Annotated in this window: 17 protein-coding genes, 6 tRNA genes and 1 other RNA gene; 14 read left to right on the forward strand and 10 right to left on the reverse strand. The window is 60.2% G+C overall.

Features of this window, described 5'->3' with window-relative positions; genetic code table 11:
- Nucleotides 1–277: 277 nt before the first annotated feature.
- Entirely contained in the window at nucleotides 278–1,525 is a 1,248-nt protein-coding gene (locus ACTJJ6_RS06250) for an ion channel protein (protein WP_164053313.1), read from the forward strand.
- Here the strand turns inward: ACTJJ6_RS06250 and ACTJJ6_RS06255 are convergent.
- Both ACTJJ6_RS06255 and ACTJJ6_RS06260 read right to left on the reverse strand, forming a co-directional pair.
- On the reverse strand, nucleotides 1,522–2,214 hold the full coding sequence (locus tag ACTJJ6_RS06255; protein ID WP_016926810.1) for an aspartate/glutamate racemase family protein: 693 nt from the start codon (nucleotides 2,212–2,214) through the stop codon (nucleotides 1,522–1,524). The two genes, ACTJJ6_RS06250 and ACTJJ6_RS06255, sit on opposite strands and share 4 nt — an antisense overlap.
- A gap of 66 nt (nucleotides 2,215–2,280) precedes the next feature.
- Nucleotides 2,281–2,733, reverse strand: coding sequence for a multidrug/biocide efflux PACE transporter (locus ACTJJ6_RS06260; RefSeq protein ID WP_049300106.1), 453 nt, complete (start codon nucleotides 2,731–2,733; stop codon nucleotides 2,281–2,283).
- A 98-nt stretch (nucleotides 2,734–2,831) separates the two neighbouring features.
- Between ACTJJ6_RS06260 and ACTJJ6_RS06265 the strand changes: the two genes are divergently transcribed.
- Entirely contained in the window at nucleotides 2,832–3,701 is an 870-nt protein-coding gene (locus tag ACTJJ6_RS06265) for a LysR family transcriptional regulator (RefSeq protein ID WP_049300107.1), read from the forward strand.
- Here ACTJJ6_RS06265 and ACTJJ6_RS06270 read toward each other — a convergent pair.
- Nucleotides 3,698–5,359: an alpha-keto acid decarboxylase family protein gene (locus ACTJJ6_RS06270; protein WP_028127763.1), complete on the reverse strand. Its 1,662-nt coding sequence runs from the start codon at nucleotides 5,357–5,359 to the stop codon at nucleotides 3,698–3,700. The genes ACTJJ6_RS06265 and ACTJJ6_RS06270 overlap by 4 nt on opposite strands.
- A gap of 188 nt (nucleotides 5,360–5,547) precedes the next feature.
- Here ACTJJ6_RS06270 and mgrA point away from each other — a divergent pair, with 188 nt between their 5' ends.
- On the forward strand, nucleotides 5,548–6,537 hold the full coding sequence (gene mgrA, locus ACTJJ6_RS06275; protein WP_016926806.1) for an L-glyceraldehyde 3-phosphate reductase: 990 nt from the start codon (nucleotides 5,548–5,550) through the stop codon (nucleotides 6,535–6,537).
- 222 nt (nucleotides 6,538–6,759) lie between these two features.
- On the forward strand, nucleotides 6,760–7,170 hold the full coding sequence (locus tag ACTJJ6_RS06280) for a DUF2502 domain-containing protein (RefSeq protein WP_004936369.1): 411 nt from the start codon (nucleotides 6,760–6,762) through the stop codon (nucleotides 7,168–7,170).
- A gap of 41 nt (nucleotides 7,171–7,211) precedes the next feature.
- On the opposite strand, the gene ACTJJ6_RS06285 is transcribed toward ACTJJ6_RS06280, so the two are convergent.
- Nucleotides 7,212–8,447, reverse strand: a complete 1,236-nt coding sequence (locus ACTJJ6_RS06285) for an Nramp family divalent metal transporter (protein ID WP_004936371.1) — start codon at nucleotides 8,445–8,447, stop codon at nucleotides 7,212–7,214.
- 377 nt (nucleotides 8,448–8,824) lie between these two features.
- Between ACTJJ6_RS06285 and ACTJJ6_RS06290 the strand changes: the two genes are divergently transcribed.
- Entirely contained in the window at nucleotides 8,825–10,012 is a 1,188-nt protein-coding gene (locus ACTJJ6_RS06290) for a NupC/NupG family nucleoside CNT transporter (RefSeq protein ID WP_004936373.1), read from the forward strand.
- Between the two features lie 118 nt (nucleotides 10,013–10,130).
- Here the strand turns inward: ACTJJ6_RS06290 and ACTJJ6_RS06295 are convergent.
- A tRNA-Ala gene (locus tag ACTJJ6_RS06295) sits at nucleotides 10,131–10,206 on the reverse strand.
- A 59-nt stretch (nucleotides 10,207–10,265) separates the two neighbouring features.
- Nucleotides 10,266–10,341: transfer RNA gene (locus ACTJJ6_RS06300), tRNA-Ala, on the reverse strand.
- 308 nt (nucleotides 10,342–10,649) lie between these two features.
- Here ACTJJ6_RS06300 and ACTJJ6_RS06305 point away from each other — a divergent pair.
- Nucleotides 10,650–11,435: a formate/nitrite transporter family protein gene (locus tag ACTJJ6_RS06305; protein WP_016926804.1), complete on the forward strand. Its 786-nt coding sequence runs from the start codon at nucleotides 10,650–10,652 to the stop codon at nucleotides 11,433–11,435.
- A 68-nt stretch (nucleotides 11,436–11,503) separates the two neighbouring features.
- Here ACTJJ6_RS06305 and gltX read toward each other — a convergent pair whose 3' ends face one another.
- Nucleotides 11,504–12,919 (reverse strand): glutamate--tRNA ligase, encoded by a 1,416-nt coding sequence (gene gltX, locus ACTJJ6_RS06310; protein WP_440803047.1) that lies wholly within the window; start codon nucleotides 12,917–12,919, stop codon nucleotides 11,504–11,506.
- A gap of 294 nt (nucleotides 12,920–13,213) precedes the next feature.
- On the opposite strand from gltX, the gene ACTJJ6_RS06315 reads away from it, so the two are divergent.
- From ACTJJ6_RS06315 to pnuC, 7 genes are all read left to right on the forward strand, one after another.
- Nucleotides 13,214–13,289, forward strand: a tRNA-Val gene (locus tag ACTJJ6_RS06315).
- Between the two features lie 29 nt (nucleotides 13,290–13,318).
- Nucleotides 13,319–13,394, forward strand: a tRNA-Val gene (locus ACTJJ6_RS06320).
- A gap of 38 nt (nucleotides 13,395–13,432) precedes the next feature.
- A tRNA-Val gene (locus ACTJJ6_RS06325) sits at nucleotides 13,433–13,508 on the forward strand.
- Between the two features lie 7 nt (nucleotides 13,509–13,515).
- Nucleotides 13,516–13,591, forward strand: a tRNA-Lys gene (locus ACTJJ6_RS06330).
- A 74-nt stretch (nucleotides 13,592–13,665) separates the two neighbouring features.
- Nucleotides 13,666–13,779: non-coding RNA, RtT sRNA (locus tag ACTJJ6_RS06335), on the forward strand.
- A 313-nt stretch (nucleotides 13,780–14,092) separates the two neighbouring features.
- Complete coding sequence (nadA, locus tag ACTJJ6_RS06340) at nucleotides 14,093–15,154, forward strand: quinolinate synthase NadA (RefSeq protein WP_015376982.1); 1,062 nt, start codon at nucleotides 14,093–14,095, stop codon at nucleotides 15,152–15,154.
- A gap of 20 nt (nucleotides 15,155–15,174) precedes the next feature.
- Nucleotides 15,175–15,900 (forward strand): nicotinamide riboside transporter PnuC, encoded by a 726-nt coding sequence (gene pnuC / locus ACTJJ6_RS06345; protein WP_016928721.1) that lies wholly within the window; start codon nucleotides 15,175–15,177, stop codon nucleotides 15,898–15,900.
- A gap of 35 nt (nucleotides 15,901–15,935) precedes the next feature.
- Here pnuC and zitB read toward each other — a convergent pair whose 3' ends face one another.
- From zitB to ACTJJ6_RS06360, 3 genes are read right to left on the reverse strand one after another with little or no spacing between them, the layout of a single operon-like run.
- A complete protein-coding gene (gene zitB, locus ACTJJ6_RS06350) occupies nucleotides 15,936–16,898 on the reverse strand; it encodes a CDF family zinc transporter ZitB (protein ID WP_028127667.1) in 963 nt (320 codons plus the stop codon).
- Nucleotides 16,898–20,098: an ATP-binding protein gene (locus ACTJJ6_RS06355; RefSeq protein WP_337060352.1), complete on the reverse strand. Its 3,201-nt coding sequence runs from the start codon at nucleotides 20,096–20,098 to the stop codon at nucleotides 16,898–16,900. The genes zitB and ACTJJ6_RS06355 overlap by 1 nt, the downstream gene beginning before the upstream one ends.
- Nucleotides 20,095–20,700 (reverse strand): response regulator, encoded by a 606-nt coding sequence (locus ACTJJ6_RS06360; RefSeq protein WP_028127666.1) that lies wholly within the window; start codon nucleotides 20,698–20,700, stop codon nucleotides 20,095–20,097. The genes ACTJJ6_RS06355 and ACTJJ6_RS06360 overlap by 4 nt, the downstream gene beginning before the upstream one ends.
- A 212-nt stretch (nucleotides 20,701–20,912) precedes the next feature.
- On the opposite strand from ACTJJ6_RS06360, the gene aroG reads away from it, so the two are divergent.
- A complete protein-coding gene (gene aroG, locus ACTJJ6_RS06365) occupies nucleotides 20,913–21,965 on the forward strand; it encodes a 3-deoxy-7-phosphoheptulonate synthase AroG (RefSeq protein WP_016928717.1) in 1,053 nt (350 codons plus the stop codon).
- The last annotated feature ends 253 nt before the right edge of the window (nucleotides 21,966–22,218 follow it).

Below are 22,218 nucleotides of genomic sequence, written 5' to 3' on the forward strand. Positions count from 1 at the left end.
CTGCTCACACTGTAAAATCCTGCTGCGAAAACAACAATCACCCGCCTCGGATCTGCACCTCAATAGCGATCCGGATCACAAAAAACGTTTCAGCTTGCCCGCTATGCCGCGATTTGAAACAAATTGCGGCAAAAAATGCCCCCCGGCGACTGTTAACCGCCATCGCCGCCGGGCAATATCAATGCGTGCCTGCGCGCCGATAGTCTGGCAAGCTGTGGCCACTGCCCAACCACCCGCTCTCCCTGCCCCGCAGGGAGGCATCGACAAGGGATTATTCATGCTGCATCCGCGCGCCAATGCCATGTTGGCCTTTGCTTTGCCTGCGCTGATTATCGGTTCCGCTTCCAGTCTGGTGCTGCTGTTGGTGATGAAAATTGCCGCCGCATTGCAGCAATTACTGTGGGTGACGCTGCCCGATGCGCTGAGCCTGGACGCCCAGTCGCCCTGGTGGCCGGTTGCGATGCTGACGCTGACCGGCGTGGCGGTCGGCCTGATCGTGCGTTATATGCCGGGTCACGCCGGGCCGGATCCGGCGACGGAATCGCTGATCGGCATGCCGCTGCCGCTCTCCGCCCTGCCGGGGTTGGGGTTGGCGCTGATCGTCGGCCTGGCCGGCGGCGTCAGTCTGGGGCCGGAGAACCCGATCACCGCCATCAACATCGCACTGGCGGCGGCGGCCGGCGCGCGCCTGCTGCCGAAAGTGCCGCGCATGGACTGGATCATCCTGGCCGCGGCAGGCACCATCGGCGCAATGTTCGGCACACCGGTCGCCGCCGCGCTGATCTTTTCGCAAACCCTGGCCGGCAATAACGAAACGCCGCTGTGGGATCGGCTGTTCGCCCCGCTGGTGGCCGCCGCCGCCGGCGCGGTCACCACCCAGATGTTCTTCGTGCCCAATTTCGCCCTGCAGCTCGACGCCTACGACGTGACGCGGCTGCCAGACATCTTCAGCGGCGCCATCGTGGCGCTGATCGCCATCGCGCTCGGCATGGTGGCGCTGTGGTGTTTCCCGCACATTCACCGCCTGTTCCATTCAATGAAGAATCCGGTGTTGATGTTAGGGCTGGGCGGCTTTGTGCTGGGGCTGCTGGCGCTGTTGGGCGGAGAGATTACCCTGTTCAAGGGGCTGGATGAGATGAAACGCCTGGCGGTGGACGACAGCTATTCGGTGCCGGCGCTGTTGACCATTACCCTGACCAAGCTGGCGGCGCTGGTGATCGCCGCCGCCTGCGGTTTTCGCGGCGGGCGCATCTTCCCGGCGGTGTTCGTCGGCGCGGCGCTGGGCCTGATGCTGCATCAGCACGTTCCGGCGGTGCCGGCGGCGATCACCGTCTCCTGCGCCATCATGGGGCTGGTGCTGGTGGTAACGCGCGACGGCTGGCTCAGCCTGTTTATGGCGGTGGCGGTAGTGCCGGATCTGCACCTGCTGCCGGTCTTGTGCATCGTGATGCTGCCCGCCTGGCTGGCGCTGGCGGGCAAACCGCTGATGCTGGTAAACCGCCGGCAACCGCCGCACGACGATTAGGCCAGCGCGAACGCCGCGGCGGCGCGGGCGTGGATCGCGGTGGTGTCGAACACCGGCACCGACGCATCCCGCTCGCTCACCAGCAAGCCTATTTCGGTGCAGCCGAAAATAATCCCCTGCGCCCCCTGCTGTTCCAGATCGCTGATGATCCGGCGATACTCGTCGCGCGAGGCGTCGCGAATTTTGCCGAGGCAGAGTTCGTCATAGATGATGCGGTGCACGATGTCACGATCGGCGCTGACCGGCGTCACCACGTCGATGCCGTGCAATTCCTGCAGGCGGCCGCGGTAGAAGGTCTGCTCCATGGTAAAACGCGTGCCCAGCAGCCCGACGCGGCGAATGTTTTTCTCCCGCACCTGCAGCGCCGTGGCGTCGGCGATGTGAATCAGCGGCAGGCCGCTGGCCTGCTCGACCGCCTCCGCCACCTTGTGCATGGTGTTGGTGCAGATCACGATGGCTTCGGCGCCGGCGGCGCGCAACGCCACCGCGGCCTCGGCCAACAGCCGGCCGGCGCCGTCCCAATCGCCCTGGTGCTGCAAGCGCTCAATCTCCTGGAAATCGACGCTGTAGAGCACGATTTTGGCCGAATGCAGCCCGCCGAGGCGCGCCTTTACCTGCTCGTTGATGGTGCGGTAATACGGAATGGTGGATTCCCAGCTCATGCCGCCCAGCAGACCCAACACTTTCATCCTTCGTTCCTCAGCATTTCCGACGATCCTCTGACCTTACCTGAGAATCGTCAGTCTGACGACGCCTTATTTGGCGCCGGAATTGATCGGCTGGCGCGCCTCGAACCAGCGCTGGCGCAGCGTGTCGTACAGCCAGTTATAGGCCATGGTGTACGGCAGGAAGAACAGGAAGAAACCGATTTCCAGCATAAACGCCTGCGCCCAGGAGATACTCAGCATCCAGGCGGCGATCGGCACGCCGATCAGGATAAAACCGGCTTCAAAGCCGACGGCGTGCAGCGCACGCACCTTCAGGTTACGCACCACCCGGCTGGCCGGCCACAGGCGGTCGAACACCGTGTTGTAAACCATGTTCCACAGCATAGCGACGGTGGACAGCATCACCGCCAACGCACCGACCTGCACCATTGAGCGGTTCAGCAGCCACGCGCCCAGCGGGGCGCAAACCATCACGGCGATGGCCTCGAAACCGACGGCGTGGACGATACGTTCAATGAGAGACTTGTTTTGCAGTTGCATACATCACCTTTTTTCAACAGTTGTTGCGAAAGCCAGGTGATTATCATCGCTTTTTTGGGTAGATTAAAAATAGGTTCCATCGATAAAGTAGATATATCATGCACTATTCCCCGGAAGCGTTGCAGGCGTTCGTGGAAGCCGCCGCCCTCGGCTCATTTTCCGCCGCCGCGCGCAAGCTGCGCAAAAGCCAATCCACCGTCAGCACCGCCATCGCCAATCTGGAAGCCGACCTGGCATTGACGCTGTTCGATCGCAGCGCGCGCCAACCGGTGCTCACCGCCGCCGGCCGCAAGGTACTGGGGCACGTGCAGGAGATCCTCGCCGCCAGCGAACGGCTCGACGCCCTGAGCATTCAGCTGGCGGGCGAGGTTGAACCGCGCCTGAGCATGGTGTTTTCCGATACCTACCAGCCCAAGCATCACGATCGGTTGATGCAGCTGTTCGAACAGCGCTACCCGGAAATTGAGCTGGAATGGATGATCGCCGAGGAAGGCGACGTCATCGATCTGCTGCAAAGCGGCCGCGCGCACTTGGGCATGGTGGAAGTGCAAAAAAGTTATCCGCCGGATATCGCCTTCTCCCGGCTGCCTGAGCAGACCGAAATGGGGCTGTTCGTCGCCCATCAGCATCCGCTGGCCCAGGTCGCCGCGCCGACGCCGGAGCAGTTGTCCAGCACCCGCCAGCTGATCCTGAATACCTACACCGGCGCCGAGGCGGCCAGACAGGGTGGCCTGGTCTGGTCGGCGCCCAGCTATCTGCTGTTGCTGGAGATGGCGGAACAAGGATTCGGTTGGGCGGTGTTGCCGCACTGGCTGGTGCAGCAATACGGCCACGGCAGACTCACCCAGCTGCGGCCGCGCGGCTGGCCAAAGCTGATTTCGGTGGATGCGGTATGGTCCAAACTGACCCCGCCGGGCCCGGCGGGGTTCTGGATGCTGGAGCGCCTGCTGGGCGACACCCTGCCCTAAGCGGCGGCGTTGCGCGCCTGAATAGCGCGAGAGACGGTATCGAGGAGTTCCGGAATGTCCATCTTCGGCAGCATCACTTCGATGAAGGCCAGCCGCTCGTCGTCCGCTACCTCGCGCAACGCCTGACGCAATCCGTCCGGATCGCTGACCCGCAACGCCTTCACCGGCCGCTCACCGGCCAGCGCCGTCGGCAACTGCGTCCAGTTCCAGCGCGCGATGTCGTTATAACTTTGCTCCGGCCCGTGGATCGCGCGCTCAACGGTATACCCCTGATTGTTCAACACGAAGATCACCGGTTTAAGCCCGTCGCGCAGCATCGATCCCAGTTCCTGCACGGTTAACTGCGCGGCGCCGTCACCGATCAGCAATACTGCCCGGCGCTGCGGTTCGGCGGTCTGCACGCCGAACGTCGCCGGCAGGGTATAGCCGATCGATCCCCAGAGCGACTGCACGATCAGGCGGCAGCCACGCGGCAACCTCAGCGCCGCCGCGCCGAAACAGGCGGTGCCCTGATCGGCCAGCACGATATCCCCCGGCCGCAGGAAATCCTGTATCTGCCGCCAGAAGGCGTGCTGATCCAGCCGTTCCCCATCGCCTTCCGGCAGCGCCGGGCGGACGATCGGCGGCAACGGCCAACGCGACGCCAGCGACAGGCTCAGGCGGTGCAATGCCTGCACCGCCTCGCGCATCGGAATGCGGCTAAAGCGCCGCCGCCCGACCCAGGCTTCGAACGGTTGAATATCGATGCATTTTTCCACCGGCAGATGATGCGTGAAACCGGCGGTAATGGTGTCGGTCAAGCGTACGCCGACGTTGATCACCACATCGGCGTTTTCGATCAATTGTTTCACCGCCGGATCGCTGGCGCCGCCGCAGTAGGTACCAACGAAACCGGCGCGGTTCTCGTCCAGCACACCCTTGCCGAGCAGCAGCGTCGCGTGCGGCATATCGACCTCCTGCAGCCACTCGTCCAACGCCGCTTCAGCGCCGAAGCGATCGGCGAGGAAGTCCGCCAGCAGCGACACCCGCCGCGCCGACAGCAGCTTTTCGCGCGCTGCGGCGATAAACGCCTGCAATGCGCTCTGCGACAGTTTGGCCTGACGCAGCATCAGCGGCGCCGGTTTATTCGGCAGCGGCGCCTGCGCGACGTCGCTGGGCAACATCAGGTAAACCGGGCGATGCTCCAGCAAGGCGGCGCCGATCAGGCGGTCTATCTCCAGCGCGGCGTTGTCGGCGGTCAGGTCGGCCTGCGCGACGGTCACCTCTTTGGCTATCCGGGCGAAGTGGGTGAAGTCGCCATCCCCCAGCGAATGGTGCAGCAAATCACCGGCGCGCTGGGCGCGCTGCGCCGGTGTGCCGACCACGTGGATCACCGGCAGGTATTCGGCGTAGCTGCCGGCCACGCCGTTCAGCGCGCTCAGCTCGCCGACGCCAAAGGTGGTGAGCAGCGCGGCCGCCGGTTTGCAGCGCGCATAGCCATCGGCTGCGTAGGCGGCGTTCAGTTCGTTGGCGCAGCCTACCCAGGTGATTTGCGGATGAGCGAGGACGTGATCGAGAAATTGCAGGTTGTAATCCCCCGGCACGCCGAAGAAATGACGGATGCCGATTTGGGCCAGACGATCGAGCAGATAATCGGCCACCGTATAGGTCTGAGTCATGATCATCACCTGTCTGCAACTGGAGCGATTATCTTAAGTATCGAAGATGCCGTTCGAATTTCGAACAATCCCCCCTGCGTCGAACGGCAACCTGGCGTTACATGCCGGCGCCGTGATCCCTCCCGCGGCAGCGCGAGGTGAAAACGTATACACTCAAAGCACTTCACCTCTCGCCGACAAGGATAACTATGTCTTACCCAGCCTCCCCCTCGCGTTATCAAGATATGGAATACCGGCGCTGCGGCCGCAGCGGGCTGAAGCTGCCCGCCGTCTCACTCGGGCTGTGGCACAACTTCGGCGACGCCACGCTGTACGACAACGCCCGCGGCCTGATCCGCTGCGCCTTCGATCGCGGCATTACCCATTTCGATCTGGCCAATAACTACGGCCCGCCGCCCGGCGCCGCCGAGGAGAACTTTGGCCGCATTCTCAACGCCGATCTACGGGCCTGGCGCGATGAGCTGATCGTCTCATCCAAAGCCGGTTACACCATGTGGCCCGGCCCCTACGGCGATTGGGGCTCGAAAAAGTACCTGGTCGCCAGCCTCGATCAGAGCCTGAAGCGCATGGGGTTGGAGTATGTGGATATCTTTTATCATCATCGGCCGGATCCGGACACGCCGCTGGAAGAAACCATGGCGGCGCTGGATCTGCTGGTGCGCCAGGGCAAAGCGCTGTATGTCGGTTTGTCCAACTACCCAGCCGAGCGCGCGCGACAGGCGTTCGACATTCTGCAGCGGCTCGGCACGCCGTGCGTGATCCACCAGCCAAAGTATTCGATGTTGGAACGCGGGCCGGAGACGGCGTTGCTGGATACGCTGGAGGAACATGGCGTCGGATCTATCGCCTTCTCGCCGCTGGCGGGCGGACTGCTGACCGATCGCTACCTGCACGGCATACCGCAAGATTCTCGCGCCGCCAGCGGCAGCCGCTTCCTGCAGCCGGAGCAGCTGACCGCCGAGCGACTGGACAAGGTGCGCCGCCTCGATGCGCTGGCGCGGCAACGCGGGCAGAAGCTGTCGCAGATGGCGCTGGCCTGGGTGCTGCGCGGCGATCGCGTTACCTCAGTGCTGATCGGCGCCAGCAAGAATGCGCAGATAGAAGACGCGGTGGGCATGCTGGCCAATCGTCACTTTAGTGAAGAAGAGCTCGCGCAGATCGAGACAATCTTATTGTAATCGTTTACAAATTCCGCCGTTCAATCGAGCGGCGCTACCCCAGAAAAATCTCAAATCTTAACCTCCTGTATCATTTTCAGAGTGGCTCTCAGATTCAACCCTATGCGCCGGCGCTATGATGGCGATATTGCAGCAAAAATAACGATAAGGCCGCTTTTAAACTGATGAACGCGCTTCATAAAGTGACAAACGGCCAGGCCGCGCAAGCGGGAAGGAGAAGCCATGTTTAAACCTCTGCTCTTGGCCGCCATTTTGGCGGCGACGGTACTGCCCGCCGCACAGCAGGCGCATGCCGAAGGGATCAGCATCGATCTGATGCCGGGCGTTTCATTGCGCATCGGCGATCAGGATAACCGCGGCCGCTATTGGGATGGTTACGATTGGCGGGATCGCGACTGGTGGCAAGGCCATCAGGGGCGTTATCTCGGCGACCGCAGCCGTCGCGGTTACTACTGGGACGGCTATCGCTGGCGCGATGGCGACTACTGGCGTAAACACTATTACTACCATGAAGGACGCTATCGTAAATACGACAAACACTACGATAAGCACCACTGGAAGAAAGAGAAAAAGCACCACCACGATCATGACCGCGATCGCTGGCGCCGCCACGGCGATGACGACCGCGATTAACGACGACGGGCCGGCGCAACGCCGGCCCGCACTGTTTTTGCTTACAGCACGCTGCCGATCAGCAGGTAGCCGTTCAATCCCACCACCACCAGCACGATCAGCTTGCCCAGGTTTTGCACCAGCGGGCCGTTGACCATTTCCCCCATCAGCGCCCGATTGCCGGTGAAAGCCAGCAGCGGCACCAACGCCAGCGCAATGCCGAAGCTGAGCAGCACCTGACTCAGCACCAGAATGCGCGTCGCATCCATCCCCAACATGATGACGATAAACGACGGCAGCATGGTCACCGCGCGCCGCAGCCACAGCGGAATATGGAAACGCACGAACCCCTGCATCACCACCTGCCCCGCCAACGTGCCGACCACGGTAGAAGAGAGGCCGGCCGCCACCAGGCTCAGGCCGAACACGGTGGCGGCGGCGTGCCCGAGCAGCGGTTGCAGCGTCAGGTAAGCCACGTCGAGATCGGCGATGCCGCTGTGGCCGCTGAAATGAAACGCGGCGGCGGCGGTGGCCATCATCGCCAGATTGACGAAACCGGCGATGGTCATGGCCACGGCGACGTCGACTTTGGTAGCGGCATAGCGTTCCGCCTTGTCGTGCTCGCCGCCGATTTGGGTGAGCGACGAATGCAGATAGATCACGTGCGGCATGATGGTGGCGCCCAATACCCCGGCAGCCAGGAATACCGCATCGCCGTTAGGCAAATCGGGCAGCGCCATGCCCTTCAGCAACGGCGCCAACTGCGGCTGGGAGAACGCCAGCTCGACGATGTAGGCGGCGGCGACGAACAACAACAGGCCGCCGATCACCAGCTCCAGCGGCTTTTGCCCGCGTTTTTGCAGCATCAGAATTAAAAAGGTGGCGATGCCGGTCAGCACTGCGCCCTGCAACAGAGAGACGCCGAGCAGCAGCTTGAAGCCGATCGCCGCGCCGATAAACTCGGCCAGATCGGTCGCCATGGCGATGATCTCCGCCTGTACCCAATAGGCCCACACCGCCGGCCGCGGAAAGCGATCGCGAATATGCTCGGCCAGATTTTTCCCGGTGGCGATGCCCAGCTTGGCAGACAACAGCTGGATCAGCATCGCCATCACGTTGGCCCAAACCACCACCCACAGCAGGCTGTAGCCGAATGAGGCGCCGGCCTGGATGTTGGTGGCGAAGTTGCCGGGATCGATATAGCCGATAGCGGCGATGAAGGCGGGCCCCATGAGCGAGAGTTTGATTTTTCTGGCGGAGCGACCGGAGGTGGTTTCAACCACGCGACTGTTCAGCATATGTTGAACCCTTACTGAAATTACGTTTATCTCCACTCTATATAAATGATAATAATTATCAAGCGCATTTAGAGCGGTAAAACTTATCTCTGTAATAGCCAACATTAACGGTTTTATCGAAGGGTTCAGCGGGGAGCTTGCCGATTTCCGTGCTTTTCTGATGGGATTTTGGCTGCAATACCCCTGAAAGACAGGTTAGCACAAGAATACGAATTTCCTATTGCTGCTTTAACATCTTGATTTTTTATGCTTTTGCGCAACACTTTAGGAGAACTCCCACTATGATTTTCCATATTTGCAATAGAAGTCTCGTTTTTAAACGTAGCGTTACATAAAATGACAGCCGAAATTCAGCCTGCCTCAAATTTGGAGCAAACATGTCCCATATTGCGCACTTTGCGTTGGCGATAGTGGTGGTAGCGATCCTGGCCCTGTTGGTGTGCCGCGATCGTAAAAGCATCCGCATTCGCTATGTTATTCAACTACTGGTTATCGAAGTACTGCTGGCCTACTTTTTCCTGCATTCGGAAGCGGGTTTGGGCTTCGTAAAAGGATTCGCCGCGCTGTTTGACAAACTGCTCGGGTTTGCGGGACAAGGGACTGATTTCGTGTTCGGCGGCATGGGCGACAAAGGCCTGGCGTTCTTCTTCCTGAAGGTGCTGTGCCCGATCGTCTTCATTTCGGCGCTGATCGGTATTCTGCAGTACATCAAGGTGCTGCCGTTCATCATCCGCATTATCGGCACCGTGCTGTCGAAAGTGAACGGCATGGGCAAGCTGGAGTCGTTTAACGCCGTCAGCTCGCTGATCCTGGGGCAATCCGAAAACTTCATCGCCTACAAGGATATCCTGGGCAAGATGTCGGAAAAGCGCATGTACACCATGGCGGCGACCGCGATGTCTACGGTTTCCATGTCCATCGTCGGCGCCTATATGACCATGCTGGACGCCAAATTCGTGGTGGCGGCGCTGGTATTGAACATGTTCAGCACCTTTATCGTGCTGTCGCTGGTCAACCCGTACGACACCAATAAAGAAGAAGAGCTGCACCTCGGCAACCTGCACGAAGGCCAGAGCTTCTTTGAAATGCTGGGTGAATACATCCTGGCGGGCTTCAAAGTAGCGATTATCGTCGCCGCGATGCTGATTGGCTTCATCGCCCTGATCGCCGCGCTCAACGGTGTGTTCAGCGCCATTTTCGGCCTGAGCTTCCAGGAAATCCTCGGTTACTTCTTCTATCCGTTCGCCTGGATCATGGGCATTCCTAAGCACGAAGCCCTGCAGGTTGGCAGCATCATGGCCACCAAGCTGGTTTCCAACGAATTCGTGGCCATGATGGAACTGCAGAAAGTCTCTGCCGAGCTGTCGCCGCGCAGCCTGGGGATCCTGTCGGTGTTCCTGGTGTCCTTCGCCAACTTCTCTTCCATCGGCATCGTGGCCGGTGCGATTAAGGGCCTGAACGAACACCAGGGCAACGTGGTGTCACGCTTTGGCCTGAAGCTGGTGTACGGCTCTACGCTGGTCAGCATCCTGTCCGCTTCCATCGCGGGTCTGGTGCTGGGCTAAGCCTCGAACCGGCCAGGATAACAAGGCGCCTGCGGGCGCCTTTTTTATTGGCCGGCATTCGGCGAAGGTTAAATGACACAAAGCAAAAAGCCGACCCTAAGGTCGGCTTTTTAAATGGTGGTGGAGCTAGACGGGATCGAACCGTCGACCTCTTGCATGCCATGCAAGCGCTCTCCCAGCTGAGCTATAGCCCCACAAAAGTGGTACGCTTTGACCGGCGTTACGGTATCCTCAACCTTTCTGAGAAGAAGGTTGGTGGAGCTAGACGGGATCGAACCGTCGACCTCTTGCATGCCATGCAAGCGCTCTCCCAGCTGAGCTATAGCCCCGTTCCACAATCACTTTGTGCTGTGAACGGGGCGCATAATATGAAACCCGCTCAAAGCTGTCAACGGCTAAATTGAATTACTGAATCAAGCGTTGAAAAAGCCGCCAAATCAGCATCTTTGGCGCCAAAAAATCATCACTTTGCGCAGAGTTCATCCATTTTGCGCGCTACATCTCAAAATGGCGAAAGACCCTGCATATCACGTTGATTTTTAATTAACGGAATGTTAGCGAAATGCGCTTGAGTCGGACTCCCGAGCGGCATAGACTGCCCGCGCCATAAACTTCATTACTATAAACCGAGTCCGTCATGTCTTTGCATTCACCAAAAGAAATCGCCGCCCTCGCCGTTCAGGCCGGGGTAAACAAAAGCCGCGCCCCGCTCGCTAATCTGCTGATTCTGGGCTTTCTCGCCGGCGCCTTTATCGCCACCGGCTTCCTGCTGGATATTCACGTCATCGGCACCCTGCCGGCCGAATGGGGCTCTTTCGGCGCGCTGTTGGGCGCAGCGGTGTTCCCGATCGGCCTGATCCTGACCATTCTGGCCGGCGGCGAACTGTTGACCGGCAACATGATGACCTTGCCGATGGCCTGGTTCGCTCGTGAGATCCCCGCTATCGCCGTGCTGCGCAACTGGTTTTGGGTCACCCTGGCCAACCTGGCCGGCAGCGTGGCCGTCGCCTACTTTTTCGGCCATCTGCTGGGCCTGACCGAAGGCGCGTTTTTGCATAAGACGCTGGCGATCGCGCAGGCCAAAGTGGATGCGGACTTCCTGCACGCCTTCATCTCCGGCGTCGGCTGCAACTGGCTGGTGTGCCTGGCGGTGTGGTTAGCCTTCGCCAGCAAGGATGTGCCGGGCAAAGTGATCGGCATGTGGTTCCCGGTCATGGCTTTTGTCGCCATCGGCTTCCAGCACGTGGTGGCGAACATGTTCATCATCCCGGCGGCCATCTTTGCCGGCGGCATGGGCTGGGAGCAGTACCTGCCTAATTTCGTCGCGGTATTTCTCGGCAATGCGCTGGGCGGCGCCGGCTTTGTCGGGCTGATGTATTTCCTCGCCTACCGCCCGGGTTTACCGGCCGGCGAGCAAGCCTGACAGCAAGCAATAAAAAAAGCCCCGGGATTGCTCCACGGGGCTTTTTCATTTATGGCGTATCAACCTAATCAGGCTTGCGCTTCGCGCTCGGCGATGTAAGCCAGCGCCATGTCGATGCGCTGCAGCGAACGCTTCTGGCCGATCGCATGCACGGTCACGTCCATGCCCGGCGACTGGCCGGCGCCGGTCACCGCGACGCGCAGCGGCATGCCGACTTTGCCCATGCCGACACCCAGCTCATCCGCCGTGCCCTGAATGGCGTCATGCACGTTTTCCGGCGTCCAGACGGTGATGGCGGCCAGCTTGGCGCGCACCGTTTCCAGCGGCTGACGCGCAACCGGACGCAGGTGTTTCTTGGCGGCGTCGGCGTCAAACTCGCTGAAATCTGCGTAGAAGTAACGGCAAGACTCCGCCATCTCTTTCAGCGTTTTGCAACGCTCGCCCAGCAGCTTGACGATGTCTTTCAGTTCCGGGCCGTTGCGGGTTTCAATGCCCAGTTGCTCAACGTGCCATGCCAGATGCACCGCCACTTCTTCCGCCGGCATATGGTTGATGTAATGGTGGTTCAGCCACTGCAGCTTCTCCGTGTTGAACGCGCTGGCGGATTTGTTGATCGCTTCCAGCGTGAAGAACTCTTTCATCTCATCGATGGAGAAGATCTCCTGATCGCCGTGGGACCAGCCCAGACGCACCAGGTAGTTCAGCAGCGCCTGCGGCAGATAGCCGTCGTCGCGATACTGCATGACGCCCACCGCGCCGTGGCGCTTGGACAGTTTTTTACCGTCGTCGCCGAGGATCATCGACACGTGCGCGTATTCCGGCACCGGCGCGCCCAGCGCTTTGAGAATGTTGATCTGGCGCGGGGTGTTGTTGATGTGGTCTTCACCGCGGATCACATGGGTGATTTCCATGTCCCAGTCATCGACGACGACGCAGAAGTTATAGGTTGGCGAACCGTCGGTGCGGCGGATGATCAGATCGTCCAGCTCCTGGTTGCTGAATTCGATCGGGCCGCGAATTTTGTCGTCGAAGATCACCGAGCCTTCCTGCGGGTTACGGAAGCGCACCACGTGCGGCTCGTCGTCGGTGTGGCTGCACTGGCTGTCGCGGCAGTGGCCGTCGTAACGCGGCTTCTCGCCGTTTTCCATCTGCTTCTCGCGCAGCGCTTCCAGACGTTCCTTGGAGCAATAGCATTTATACGCCGTGCCCTGCTCCAGCATCTCGTCGATGACCGCGTTGTAGCGATCGAAACGCTTGGTCTGGAAATACGGGCCTTCATCCCAATCCAGGTTCAACCAGTTCATGCCATCCATAATTGCGTCGATCGCGTCCTGGGTAGAACGTTCCAGATCGGTATCTTCGATACGCAGAACGAACTCACCGCCCGCATGGCGGCTGAACAACCAGGAATAAAGTGCGGTACGCGCGCCGCCGACGTGAAGATAGCCGGTCGGGCTCGGTGCAAAACGGGTTTTGATTTTCATTGGGTTCACTGCCTTATTACGCAACGCGTGTCGGCGGTTGCCGACGATTGCTCGGAATTGAAAAAAGAGTGGACGACATTGTATCACCACGCGCTAATTCCTCAACGCCGACACGATATTGCGCCAGTCGATTTAGCGCGTTTTGCGGCGAGTTTCGCATAGCATCGCGCAAAGAATCGGCGCTGCTGGCGATAATTATCGCGCCCTGCCTAAATTTGCGGCGAACGATTGAAATCATTTTAAAAAGCGTTGACTCACTTTGAACTATCCCTATAATGCGACTCCAACAAGACGGGGCGATTAGCTCAGTTGGTAGAGCATCTCCTTTACACGGAGGGGGTCGGCGGTTCGAGCCCGTCATCGCCCACCATCTTGTTGAGAAAAAATGAGAACGAATGAGGGTGATTAGCTCAGTTGGTAGAGCATCTCCTTTACACGGAGGGGGTCGGCGGTTCGAGCCCGTCATCACCCACCATCATTCTCTCGTTTAGCAGTGCCTGGAAGTCCTGAAGTGGGTGATTAGCTCAGTTGGTAGAGCATCTCCTTTACACGGAGGGGGTCGGCGGTTCGAGCCCGTCATCACCCACCACTTCTGCGGGTCGTTAGCTCAGTTGGTAGAGCAGTTGACTTTTAATCAATTGGTCGCAGGTTCGAATCCTGCACGACCCACCAATTCAGAAAAAAGCGCCTTTGGGCGCTTTTTTCGTTTCTGTAACATCCAAACTTGACCTCATCTTCTCGCCAACATGGTCACCGAGTCGTGCGGGTGAGATCCTGCGCTCAGGTTCAGCGATACGACAACGCGCAGCGTTGCCCGCAGGGTGAGGCCACAGGCCGAATCAATCCTGCACGACCCACCCATTCAGAAAAAGCGCCTTTTATCGCATCCGCATCACCGCAATCTGAATCCGCTGCTTTCTCGTTTCAACAACACACCGATCGTCATCCCGCGCTTTTCTGAACGGCTATACGTTCTCGCCAAGCGGTTATCCGCTGTGAACTGCGCGGGCAATGCCTGTGTTTTTAATCTATTAAACAATAGGTGCGCAAAATTGAAAATATCAGCGGACTTTTCGCGCTGATTTAGGTATTTTGTTTAGTATATAAAACGAAGGGCGTTGCGGCAGGCAATATTCAAGCGGCAGGCGCCCAGCCTAGCATGAGATTGCAGCGATGAGTGAAATGTTTGATGTCAATGCGGCGGTGTATCCCTTCCCGCCTAAACCGGTACCGCTGGACGTAGCCGAAAAAGCCTTTTATCGCGAAAAGATCAAAACCCTGCTCAAGCAGCGCAACGCGGTGATGGTCGCCCACTATTATACCGATCCGGAAATCCAGGCGCTGGCGGAAGAAACCGGCGGCTGCGTGGCGGATTCGCTGGAAATGGCACGCTTCGGCAGCGCGCATCCGGCTTCCACGCTGTTGGTGGCCGGCGTGCGTTTCATGGGGGAAACCGCCAAGATCCTCAGCCCGGAAAAGCAGGTGCTGATGCCGACGCTGTTTGCCGAATGTTCGCTGGATCTGGGCTGCCCGGAAGAGGAGTTTCATGCGTTTTGCGACAGCCATCCCGATCGCACTGTGGTGGTCTATGCGAATACCTCGGCGGCGGTCAAAGCGCGCGCTGACTGGGTGGTGACCTCCAGCATCGCCGTCGAACTGATCGAGCATCTGGATAGCCTGGGCGAGAAAATTATCTGGGCGCCGGATCGTCATCTCGGCAGCTACGTGCAGAAGCAGACCGGCGCTGACGTGTTGTGTTGGCAAGGCGCCTGCATTGTCCATGACGAGTTTAAGACCCAGGCGCTGCGGCGCATGAAGGCGCTCTATCCGCAGGCGGCCATCCTGGTGCATCCCGAATCGCCTCAGGCGGTGGTCGAGCTGGCGGATGCGGTGGGATCGACCAGCCAGCTGATTCAGGCGGCGAAAACATTGCCGCATCAACAGCTGATCGTCGCCACCGATCGCGGTATCTTTTACAAGATGCAGCAGGCTTGTCCGGACAAGGAGCTGTTCGAAGCGCCGACCGCCGGTGAAGGCGCGACCTGCCGCAGCTGCGCGCATTGCCCGTGGATGGCGATGAATGGCCTGAAGGCGATTGCCGAAGGGCTGGAGCAGGGGGGCGCGCAGCATGAGATCCACGTGGACGCCGCGCTGCGTGAAAAGGCGCTGGTGCCGCTGAACCGCATGCTGGATTTCGCCGCTCAGCTTAAGATGCAGGTTAAAGGCAACGCTTAACCGTTTAAAAGGATGACCTCATGAGCTTCTTCAGTACCAGCAATATTCTGGTGCATATTCCGCTTGGCGCGGGCGGTTACGATCTGTCGTGGATCGAAGCCATCGGCACACTGTTCGGGTTGCTGTGCATCTGGTACGCCAGCAAGGAAAAAATCATCAACTACCTGTTCGGCCTGATCAACGTCACGCTGTTCGCGGTGATTTTCTTCCAGATCCAGCTGTACGCCAGCCTGCTGCTGCAGCTGTTTTTCTTCGGCGCCAATATTTACGGTTGGTATGCCTGGAGCCGCCAAACCCAGGATAATCAGGCCGAGCTGCAGATCCGCTGGCTGCCGCTGCCGAAAGCGTTGGCCTGGGCGGCGGTTTGCGTCATCGGCATCGGCCTGATGACCTTCAACATCGACCGCGTGTTCGCCTGGCTGACGCAGATTGCGGTGGCGGTGATGCAAGGGCTGGGGCTGAACGTGCAGATGCCGACGCTGCAGCCGGACGCGTTCCCGTTCTGGGATTCGGCGATGATGGTGCTCTCCATCGTGGCGATGATCCTGATGACGCGCAAGTACGTGGAAAACTGGCTGCTGTGGGTGGTTATCGATGTCATCAGCGTGGCGATCTTCGCCTACCAGGGCGTGTACGCGATGGCGCTGGAGTATGTCATTCTGACGCTGATCGCCCTGAACGGCTCCTGGCTGTGGATCAAGAGCGCCGGGCGCAACCGTTCCAATCCGCTCTCTTCCGCACCGTAACAACGCAGAGGGCGCCGTGATGGCGCCCTCGTGGCTTAGTGGTGATGCCCCAGATGGGAATGCGCTTCGGCATGTGAGTGTTCACTCGGCTCCGGTGCCCGGTTGATACCGCAGTCCGGCGTCTCGCAGTGCCGGTACTCCATCTGGATGGTCACGTGGCCGATCTTGTAGTGTTCCAACAGATAAGCCTGGATACGTTGCAACAGCCCATCGTGGTCATGCGGCGGGATCACCTGCGCATGCAGCGTCATCAGCTTCTGTTCGCCGATCTGCCAGACGTGTACGTGGTGGATATTGCGCACTTCCGGGATGTTCAGGCACAGGTCTTTTTGCAGCTTGGCGATGTCGACCTCCTGCGGCGTGCCTTCCAGCAGCTCGTGGAAGCTCTCCTTCAGCAGCCGCCAGGCGCTGCGCAGCACCAGACAGGAGACCAGCACCGACAGGATCGGGTCAATCGGCGTCCAGCCGGTGGCGAGAATGACGATGGCGGCGACGATGGCGCCCACCGAGCCGAGCAGGTCGCCCAACACATGCAGCGCGGCCGCCCTCACGTTGATATTTTTCTCTTCGCTGCCGCGATGCAGCAGCCAGAAGGCGAACAGGTTCGCCAGCAGCCCCGCTATGGCGATGATCAGCATCGGAGTACCCATCACCGGCTGTGGTTCGAAGAAACGCCGTATCGCCTCCCACAGGATGAATACCACGATCACCAGTAGCGCCGCGGCGTTGAGGAAGGCCGCCAGGGTGGTCAGGCGCAGATAGCCGAAGGTGTGGCGCGCGTTGGGCTTGCGCTGGGAAAAGTGCACCGCCATCAGCGCCACCAACAGCGCGGCGGCATCGGTCAGCATGTGCCCGGCGTCGGCCAACAGCGCCAGCGAGCCGGACAATAGGCCACCGGCCACTTCGGCCACCATAAAGACGGCGGTGACTAAAAAAGCGGTCAGTAGGCGTTTACTATTACTGTCTTTCGGCAGGTGTACGTGTGGAGTGTCCGACATTATTCATCCTTATGCATAGCGAAAGTGGGGGCGGCGGCGAGCAGAGCGTCCAGCTCCGGTTCTATCTGCGCCACTGACGCCTTTAATTTAGTATAAGCGGCGGCGGCAAGTTCGCCCCGACGTGCGGTTTCCACCAGTTGCTGGCACAGCCGCGCGGCTTCCGGCAACTGCAGCATCAGTAGGCTGCCCTTGATGCGGTGCGCCGCCTGTTCCAGGCGTGGCCAGTCGCTCGCGGCGACGGCATCCGCGAGCCGCTGCCGGTCTTGCCGCAGCGTGTCGTTGAGCGTCTGCGCCAGCCGCTGCATCATGGCGCGATCGCCGCCCGCCATCTCAGCCAGCGTTTGCCGTAGGTCAGTAAGGACTGACTTTTCTTCCTGAGCCTGCGGTTGCTGAGCCAATACCTGGCCGATTGCCGCCAGTGAAATCGGCTTGGTCAGGAAGTGGTCGATCGCCACCAGGCCCGGCGGGATGCGGGTAAACTCCTGCACGTCTGCCGAGCAGAGCACGATGCGGCAAGGCGGGCGCTGCAGCCGCTGTTCGTCGCGCCGGATCAGCCTGGCCAGCGTCAGTCCGTCCGGGCGCGGCATGTTATAGTCGATAAACAGCAGATCGAACGGCTGCCGGCGCTGGGCCTGCAGCAGCGCATAGCCTTGTTCAAAGCGGGCCGGCTGCAGCCCGAAGTGGCGCAGCTGGCGTTCCAGCAGCAACAGATTGGTGGGATGATCGTCGATCAGCGCGGTACGCATGGCGGAAGACGGCAGATCAAAGCTACGCTCTGCCGGGGCGACAGCCGGCGGCGCGCCGCTCAGCTCGACCGGTATCGCGACCTCGACGCGTGTACCGACGCCCGGCTGCGAGTGCAACGCGATGCGGCCGCCCATCTGTTCGACGATTTCTTTGCAGATCGACAGGCCCAAACCGGTTCCTTGCACCGAGATGCGTTGCGCGCCGCGCGCGCGGTAAAACGGTTGAAACAGCTTGCCTACCTCATCGGCGGCGATGCCGCAGCCGCTGTCGTTCACCGTCAGATGCAATTCCCCCTGCCGCTCATCCTGCGCGCGCCAGCCGACTTCGACCTGAATGGCGCCGCGCGGCGTGAACTTTATCGCGTTGTTTATCAGATTGTTAGCCACCTGAAGTAAACGCTCACCATCAATGACCACCGCCTCCGGCAGCGCCAGATCCGCCACCACGCTCAGCGTCAACGGCCGATCGCCGATCAGCGGTCGGTAAAGGGCGTCGATGCGCGCGACCCAGGGGCGCAGCGCCATCGGTTTTGGCGCCAACGTCAACGACCCGGTTTCCAACCGCGCGTGATCCTGCAGGTCGTTGAGCAGGTTGAGCAGCGATGAGGCCGAACTGTAAATCACCGGCAGGCCTTCCGGCGCAGGTTGGCGTTTGAGCTCCAGTTCCAGCAGGCCGAGGATGGCGTGCATCGGCGTGCGCAGTTCATGGCTGACGGTGGCGAGGAATTTGCTCTTCATGCGATTTTCCGCTTCGGCGCGGCGGCGCGCCTGTTCGAGCTCTTCGCGTTCGCGTTTTTCACGGCGCTGCAGCATGAAACGGCGCAGAGTCAGCGCCAACAGCAGCACGGTAGCGGCGGCCAACAGCGCCAGCAGCCAGGTGGTCTGCGGCGGCATGCGGTTGTCGTTCACCGCGTCGATCAGGTTGCTGCGATCGACGATCCACTCGTCGCGCAGCGATTGCAGGGTGTCCGCTGGGATCTGCATCAGGTTCTTATCGAGGATCGCCAGCAGCAGCGGCTGATCGCGGCGCACGCCGAAAGCCACCGGATAGGGGATATTGTTGGCGGCGAAGGCCAGCTTGATGGCGCCGGAATAGCGCGACAGCGCCAAAAAGTTGGCGGAGATGACGTTATCCACCAGCGCATCCAGCTGGCCGTTGGCCAGCGCGTCGTACATCGACTTGCTGTCGGCGAAGCTGACGGTCTGTTCCTGCTCCGGCACCAGCCCCTGCGCCAAATCGCCCTGCAGCACGCCGATGCGCTTGCCGGCCAGATCACCCCAGGTCGAGACGCCGTTGGCATACTGGCCGACGTAAACGCCCCACAGCGAACGGTGGATCGGCATGCTGGCGCTGTAGCGCGCCTTGACGCCGCGCGCCAGCGGCAGGGCGGCGCGGAAGCTGGCCTGGCCGGATTGCACCAGCTGATCGGCCTGCTCGGCGTTGCGCGCCCACAGCGGCGCGAAACGCAGCCCGGTGTTTTGCGCGATGATGTTGAGAATATCGATGGCGTAGCCGCGCGGCTGGCCGTCGGAGCCGCGGTAGGCGAACGGGAAATTGTTCTCGATGGCGGCGTAGTAAACCACGCGGTGGCTCGCCACCCAATTCTTCTCCATCGTCGTCAGATCGGCATTGCCGGTATCGAGGTAGCTGGGGATCTTTTTGCTCCAGCGGCTCTGCAGGGCATTCATCAGCTCCATCGGCGCGTCGGCGATGGCGGTGTCCAGCGTATCTATCAGCCGCGGGTCGGCGGCGGCGAACACGAAGGACAGGTTGCCCAGGTTCTCGTTGCTTTCAATCTGATAGAGCTGGCCGAGCTGCAACTGGTCGATGATAAAGCTGGCGCTGGCCTCGTCGGCGATAAAGTAGTCGCTGCTGCCGTTGAGCAGCGAATAGACCGCCTGCAGGTTGTTGTCGTAGCGCTGGATCTGCGACGCCACCGCCTGCAGGGCGCCGCCAGACTGCATGTCGGTCAGCGCGCCGATCGCGACGCGGGCATTGGCGGAGTTGAGCATCACCGGCCGATCGTTGCTGCGGTCGCGCAATACGCGCAGGTTGCTGACGTAATAGGGCTGAGAGATCGCCAATCCGTGCAGCGCTTCACTTTGCGGGATGCCATACAGCAGATCGATTTTGCCGTCGTGCAGCGCCTGCTCCAGCTGCGTCAGATCGGCGAAGCCGTAAATGGCGAAGCGAATGCCGGTTACCTGCTGGATATAGCCGAGGTAGTCGGCGTTCAGCCCATACAGATCGTCATCCACAATGATGTTGTACGGGCTGGTGTTCTCACTGATGATGCCGACGCGCAGCGTGCGGTCGCGCCAGGGGTTTTTCTCGCCGACGATCAGCATGTTCTCGGGGGTATTCAGATTGCTGACCAGCTGATAGCGCACCGGCTCCCCCGCCTGCGCCAGGCCGCACCACAGGATCAGCAGCAGCAGGGCGCGGCGCATCATGGCGCCAGCTCTTTAAATACCGCCACCAGCTCCAGCAGATTACCGGCGCCGGTTTTGCGCTGGATGTTTTTCTTGTGCGTGCTGACGGTCTTGTTGCTGATGTGCAGCCGGTCGGCGATCTGCAGGTTGGACAGCCCCTGGCTCAGCAAACCCAGCACCTCGAGCTCCTTGGGCGTGAGCAGCCCGCCGTCCGCCGTCGGCGCTTCTTCGGCCAGCGCGGCGGCGGGGAAACTGGCTTCACCGTCCAGCACCTGCTCGATCGCCAGCACCAACTCCGCCAGCGAGCTGCCTTTATTGACGAAACCGTCGGCGCCGGCGGCATGCGCCATGCGCGCATACACATCGGCCTCTTGCGCGGTATAGATCAGGATCTTTTGTTGCGGGTAGCGGCGGCGGATTTTTTTCAACAGCTGCAGCCCATCGACCTGCGGCAGGCCGATATCCAGGATCACCAGGCCGAAAGCGGCCTCGGCCAGCAGAGCCAACGCCTGGACGTCGTCCTGCGCCGCCTGCAGGCGGTAGGGGCGGGATGATTTCATTAGCGCCGCTTCCAGTGCGACATGAACCACCGGGTGGTCATCAACTAATAACAGAGAAGGCATGTTCAACTCGGGTCGCTTTATATTCCGATCGCTAGCATAGCGAAAAAGGAGGCTCTGCGCTCCCCTGATGAAACAGCACAATCTGCTGTTAATTTGGCGGTTCCAGCGGAGGGGGGCAAAGGTGATTTACAGCGCCATTCCCACAGGCTAGATTGTTGGGATCTACACCGTTACGCACTGCGAAATACCCCTCGATACCGAATGGAAAAGCTATGAATTACCAAAACGACGATTTACGCATTAATGATATTAAGGAACTCCTGCCGCCGGTGGCTCTGCTGGAGAAATTCCCGGCTACCGAACGCGCGGCAAAGACGGTGTCCCAGGCCCGCAGCGCGATTCACAATATCCTCCGCGGCAGCGACGATCGTCTGCTGGTGGTGATTGGCCCTTGCTCCATCCACGATACCCAAGCCGCCAAAGAGTACGCGGGGCGCCTGCTGGCGCTGCGTGAAGAACTGAGCGGCGAGCTGGAAGTGGTGATGCGCGTATACTTCGAAAAACCGCGCACCACCGTGGGCTGGAAAGGCCTGATCAACGATCCGCAGATGGACAACAGCTTCAACATCAACGACGGCCTGCGCCTGGCGCGCAAACTGCTGGTGGAGATCAACGACAGCGGTCTGCCGGCCGCCGGCGAATTCCTCGACATGATCACGCCGCAGTACCTGGCGGATCTGATGAGCTGGGGCGCCATCGGCGCGCGCACCACGGAATCGCAGGTGCACCGCGAGCTGGCCTCCGGCCTCTCGTGCCCGGTCGGTTTCAAGAATGGCACCGACGGCACCATCAAGGTGGCGATCGACGCCATCAACGCCGCCGGCGCGCCGCACTGCTTCCTGTCGGTGACCAAGTGGGGTCACTCGGCGATCGTTAATACCAGCGGCAACGGCGACTGCCACATTATTCTGCGCGGCGGCAAAGAGCCGAACTACAGCGCGGCGCACGTGAAGGACGTCAAAGCCGGCCTGAGCAAAGCCGGGCTGCCTGCGCAGGTGATGATCGACTTCAGCCATGCCAACAGCAGCAAACAGTTCAAAAAGCAGATGGACGTGAGCGCTGACGTTTGCGGGCAGATTAGCGGCGGTGAAAAAGCGATCATCGGCGTGATGATCGAAAGTCACCTGGTGGAAGGCAACCAGAACCTCGAAAGCGGCGAACCGCTGGTTTACGGCAAGAGCGTGACCGACGGCTGCATCGGCTGGCAGGACACCGAAACCGTGCTGCGCGATCTGGCGGCGGCGGTGAAAGCGCGCCGCGGATAACCGCAAACAATGACAAGGGCCCGATAACGGGCCCTTGTTTTATCCTTGCCATTGCACTTCTCTATATTCCACGACTTTAAGGCTTACAGTTAATAGGCCAATTAAGTCCTTAAGCGGCCCTCTTCGCATTATTCCTATTTAAGAAAAGAATAATTGTCACTACTCGCGGCATTGTGCTTATATAAGACGCTTTTTTTATTCCATAAACCCCGCAGGCCTAATAAGTGGGGAGTGGTATGACCTTATTCCTTTC

The sequence above is a fragment of the Serratia sp. 22278 genome, assembly GCF_052045405.1.
GTDB classification, from domain to species: domain Bacteria; phylum Pseudomonadota; class Gammaproteobacteria; order Enterobacterales; family Enterobacteriaceae; genus Serratia; species Serratia marcescens.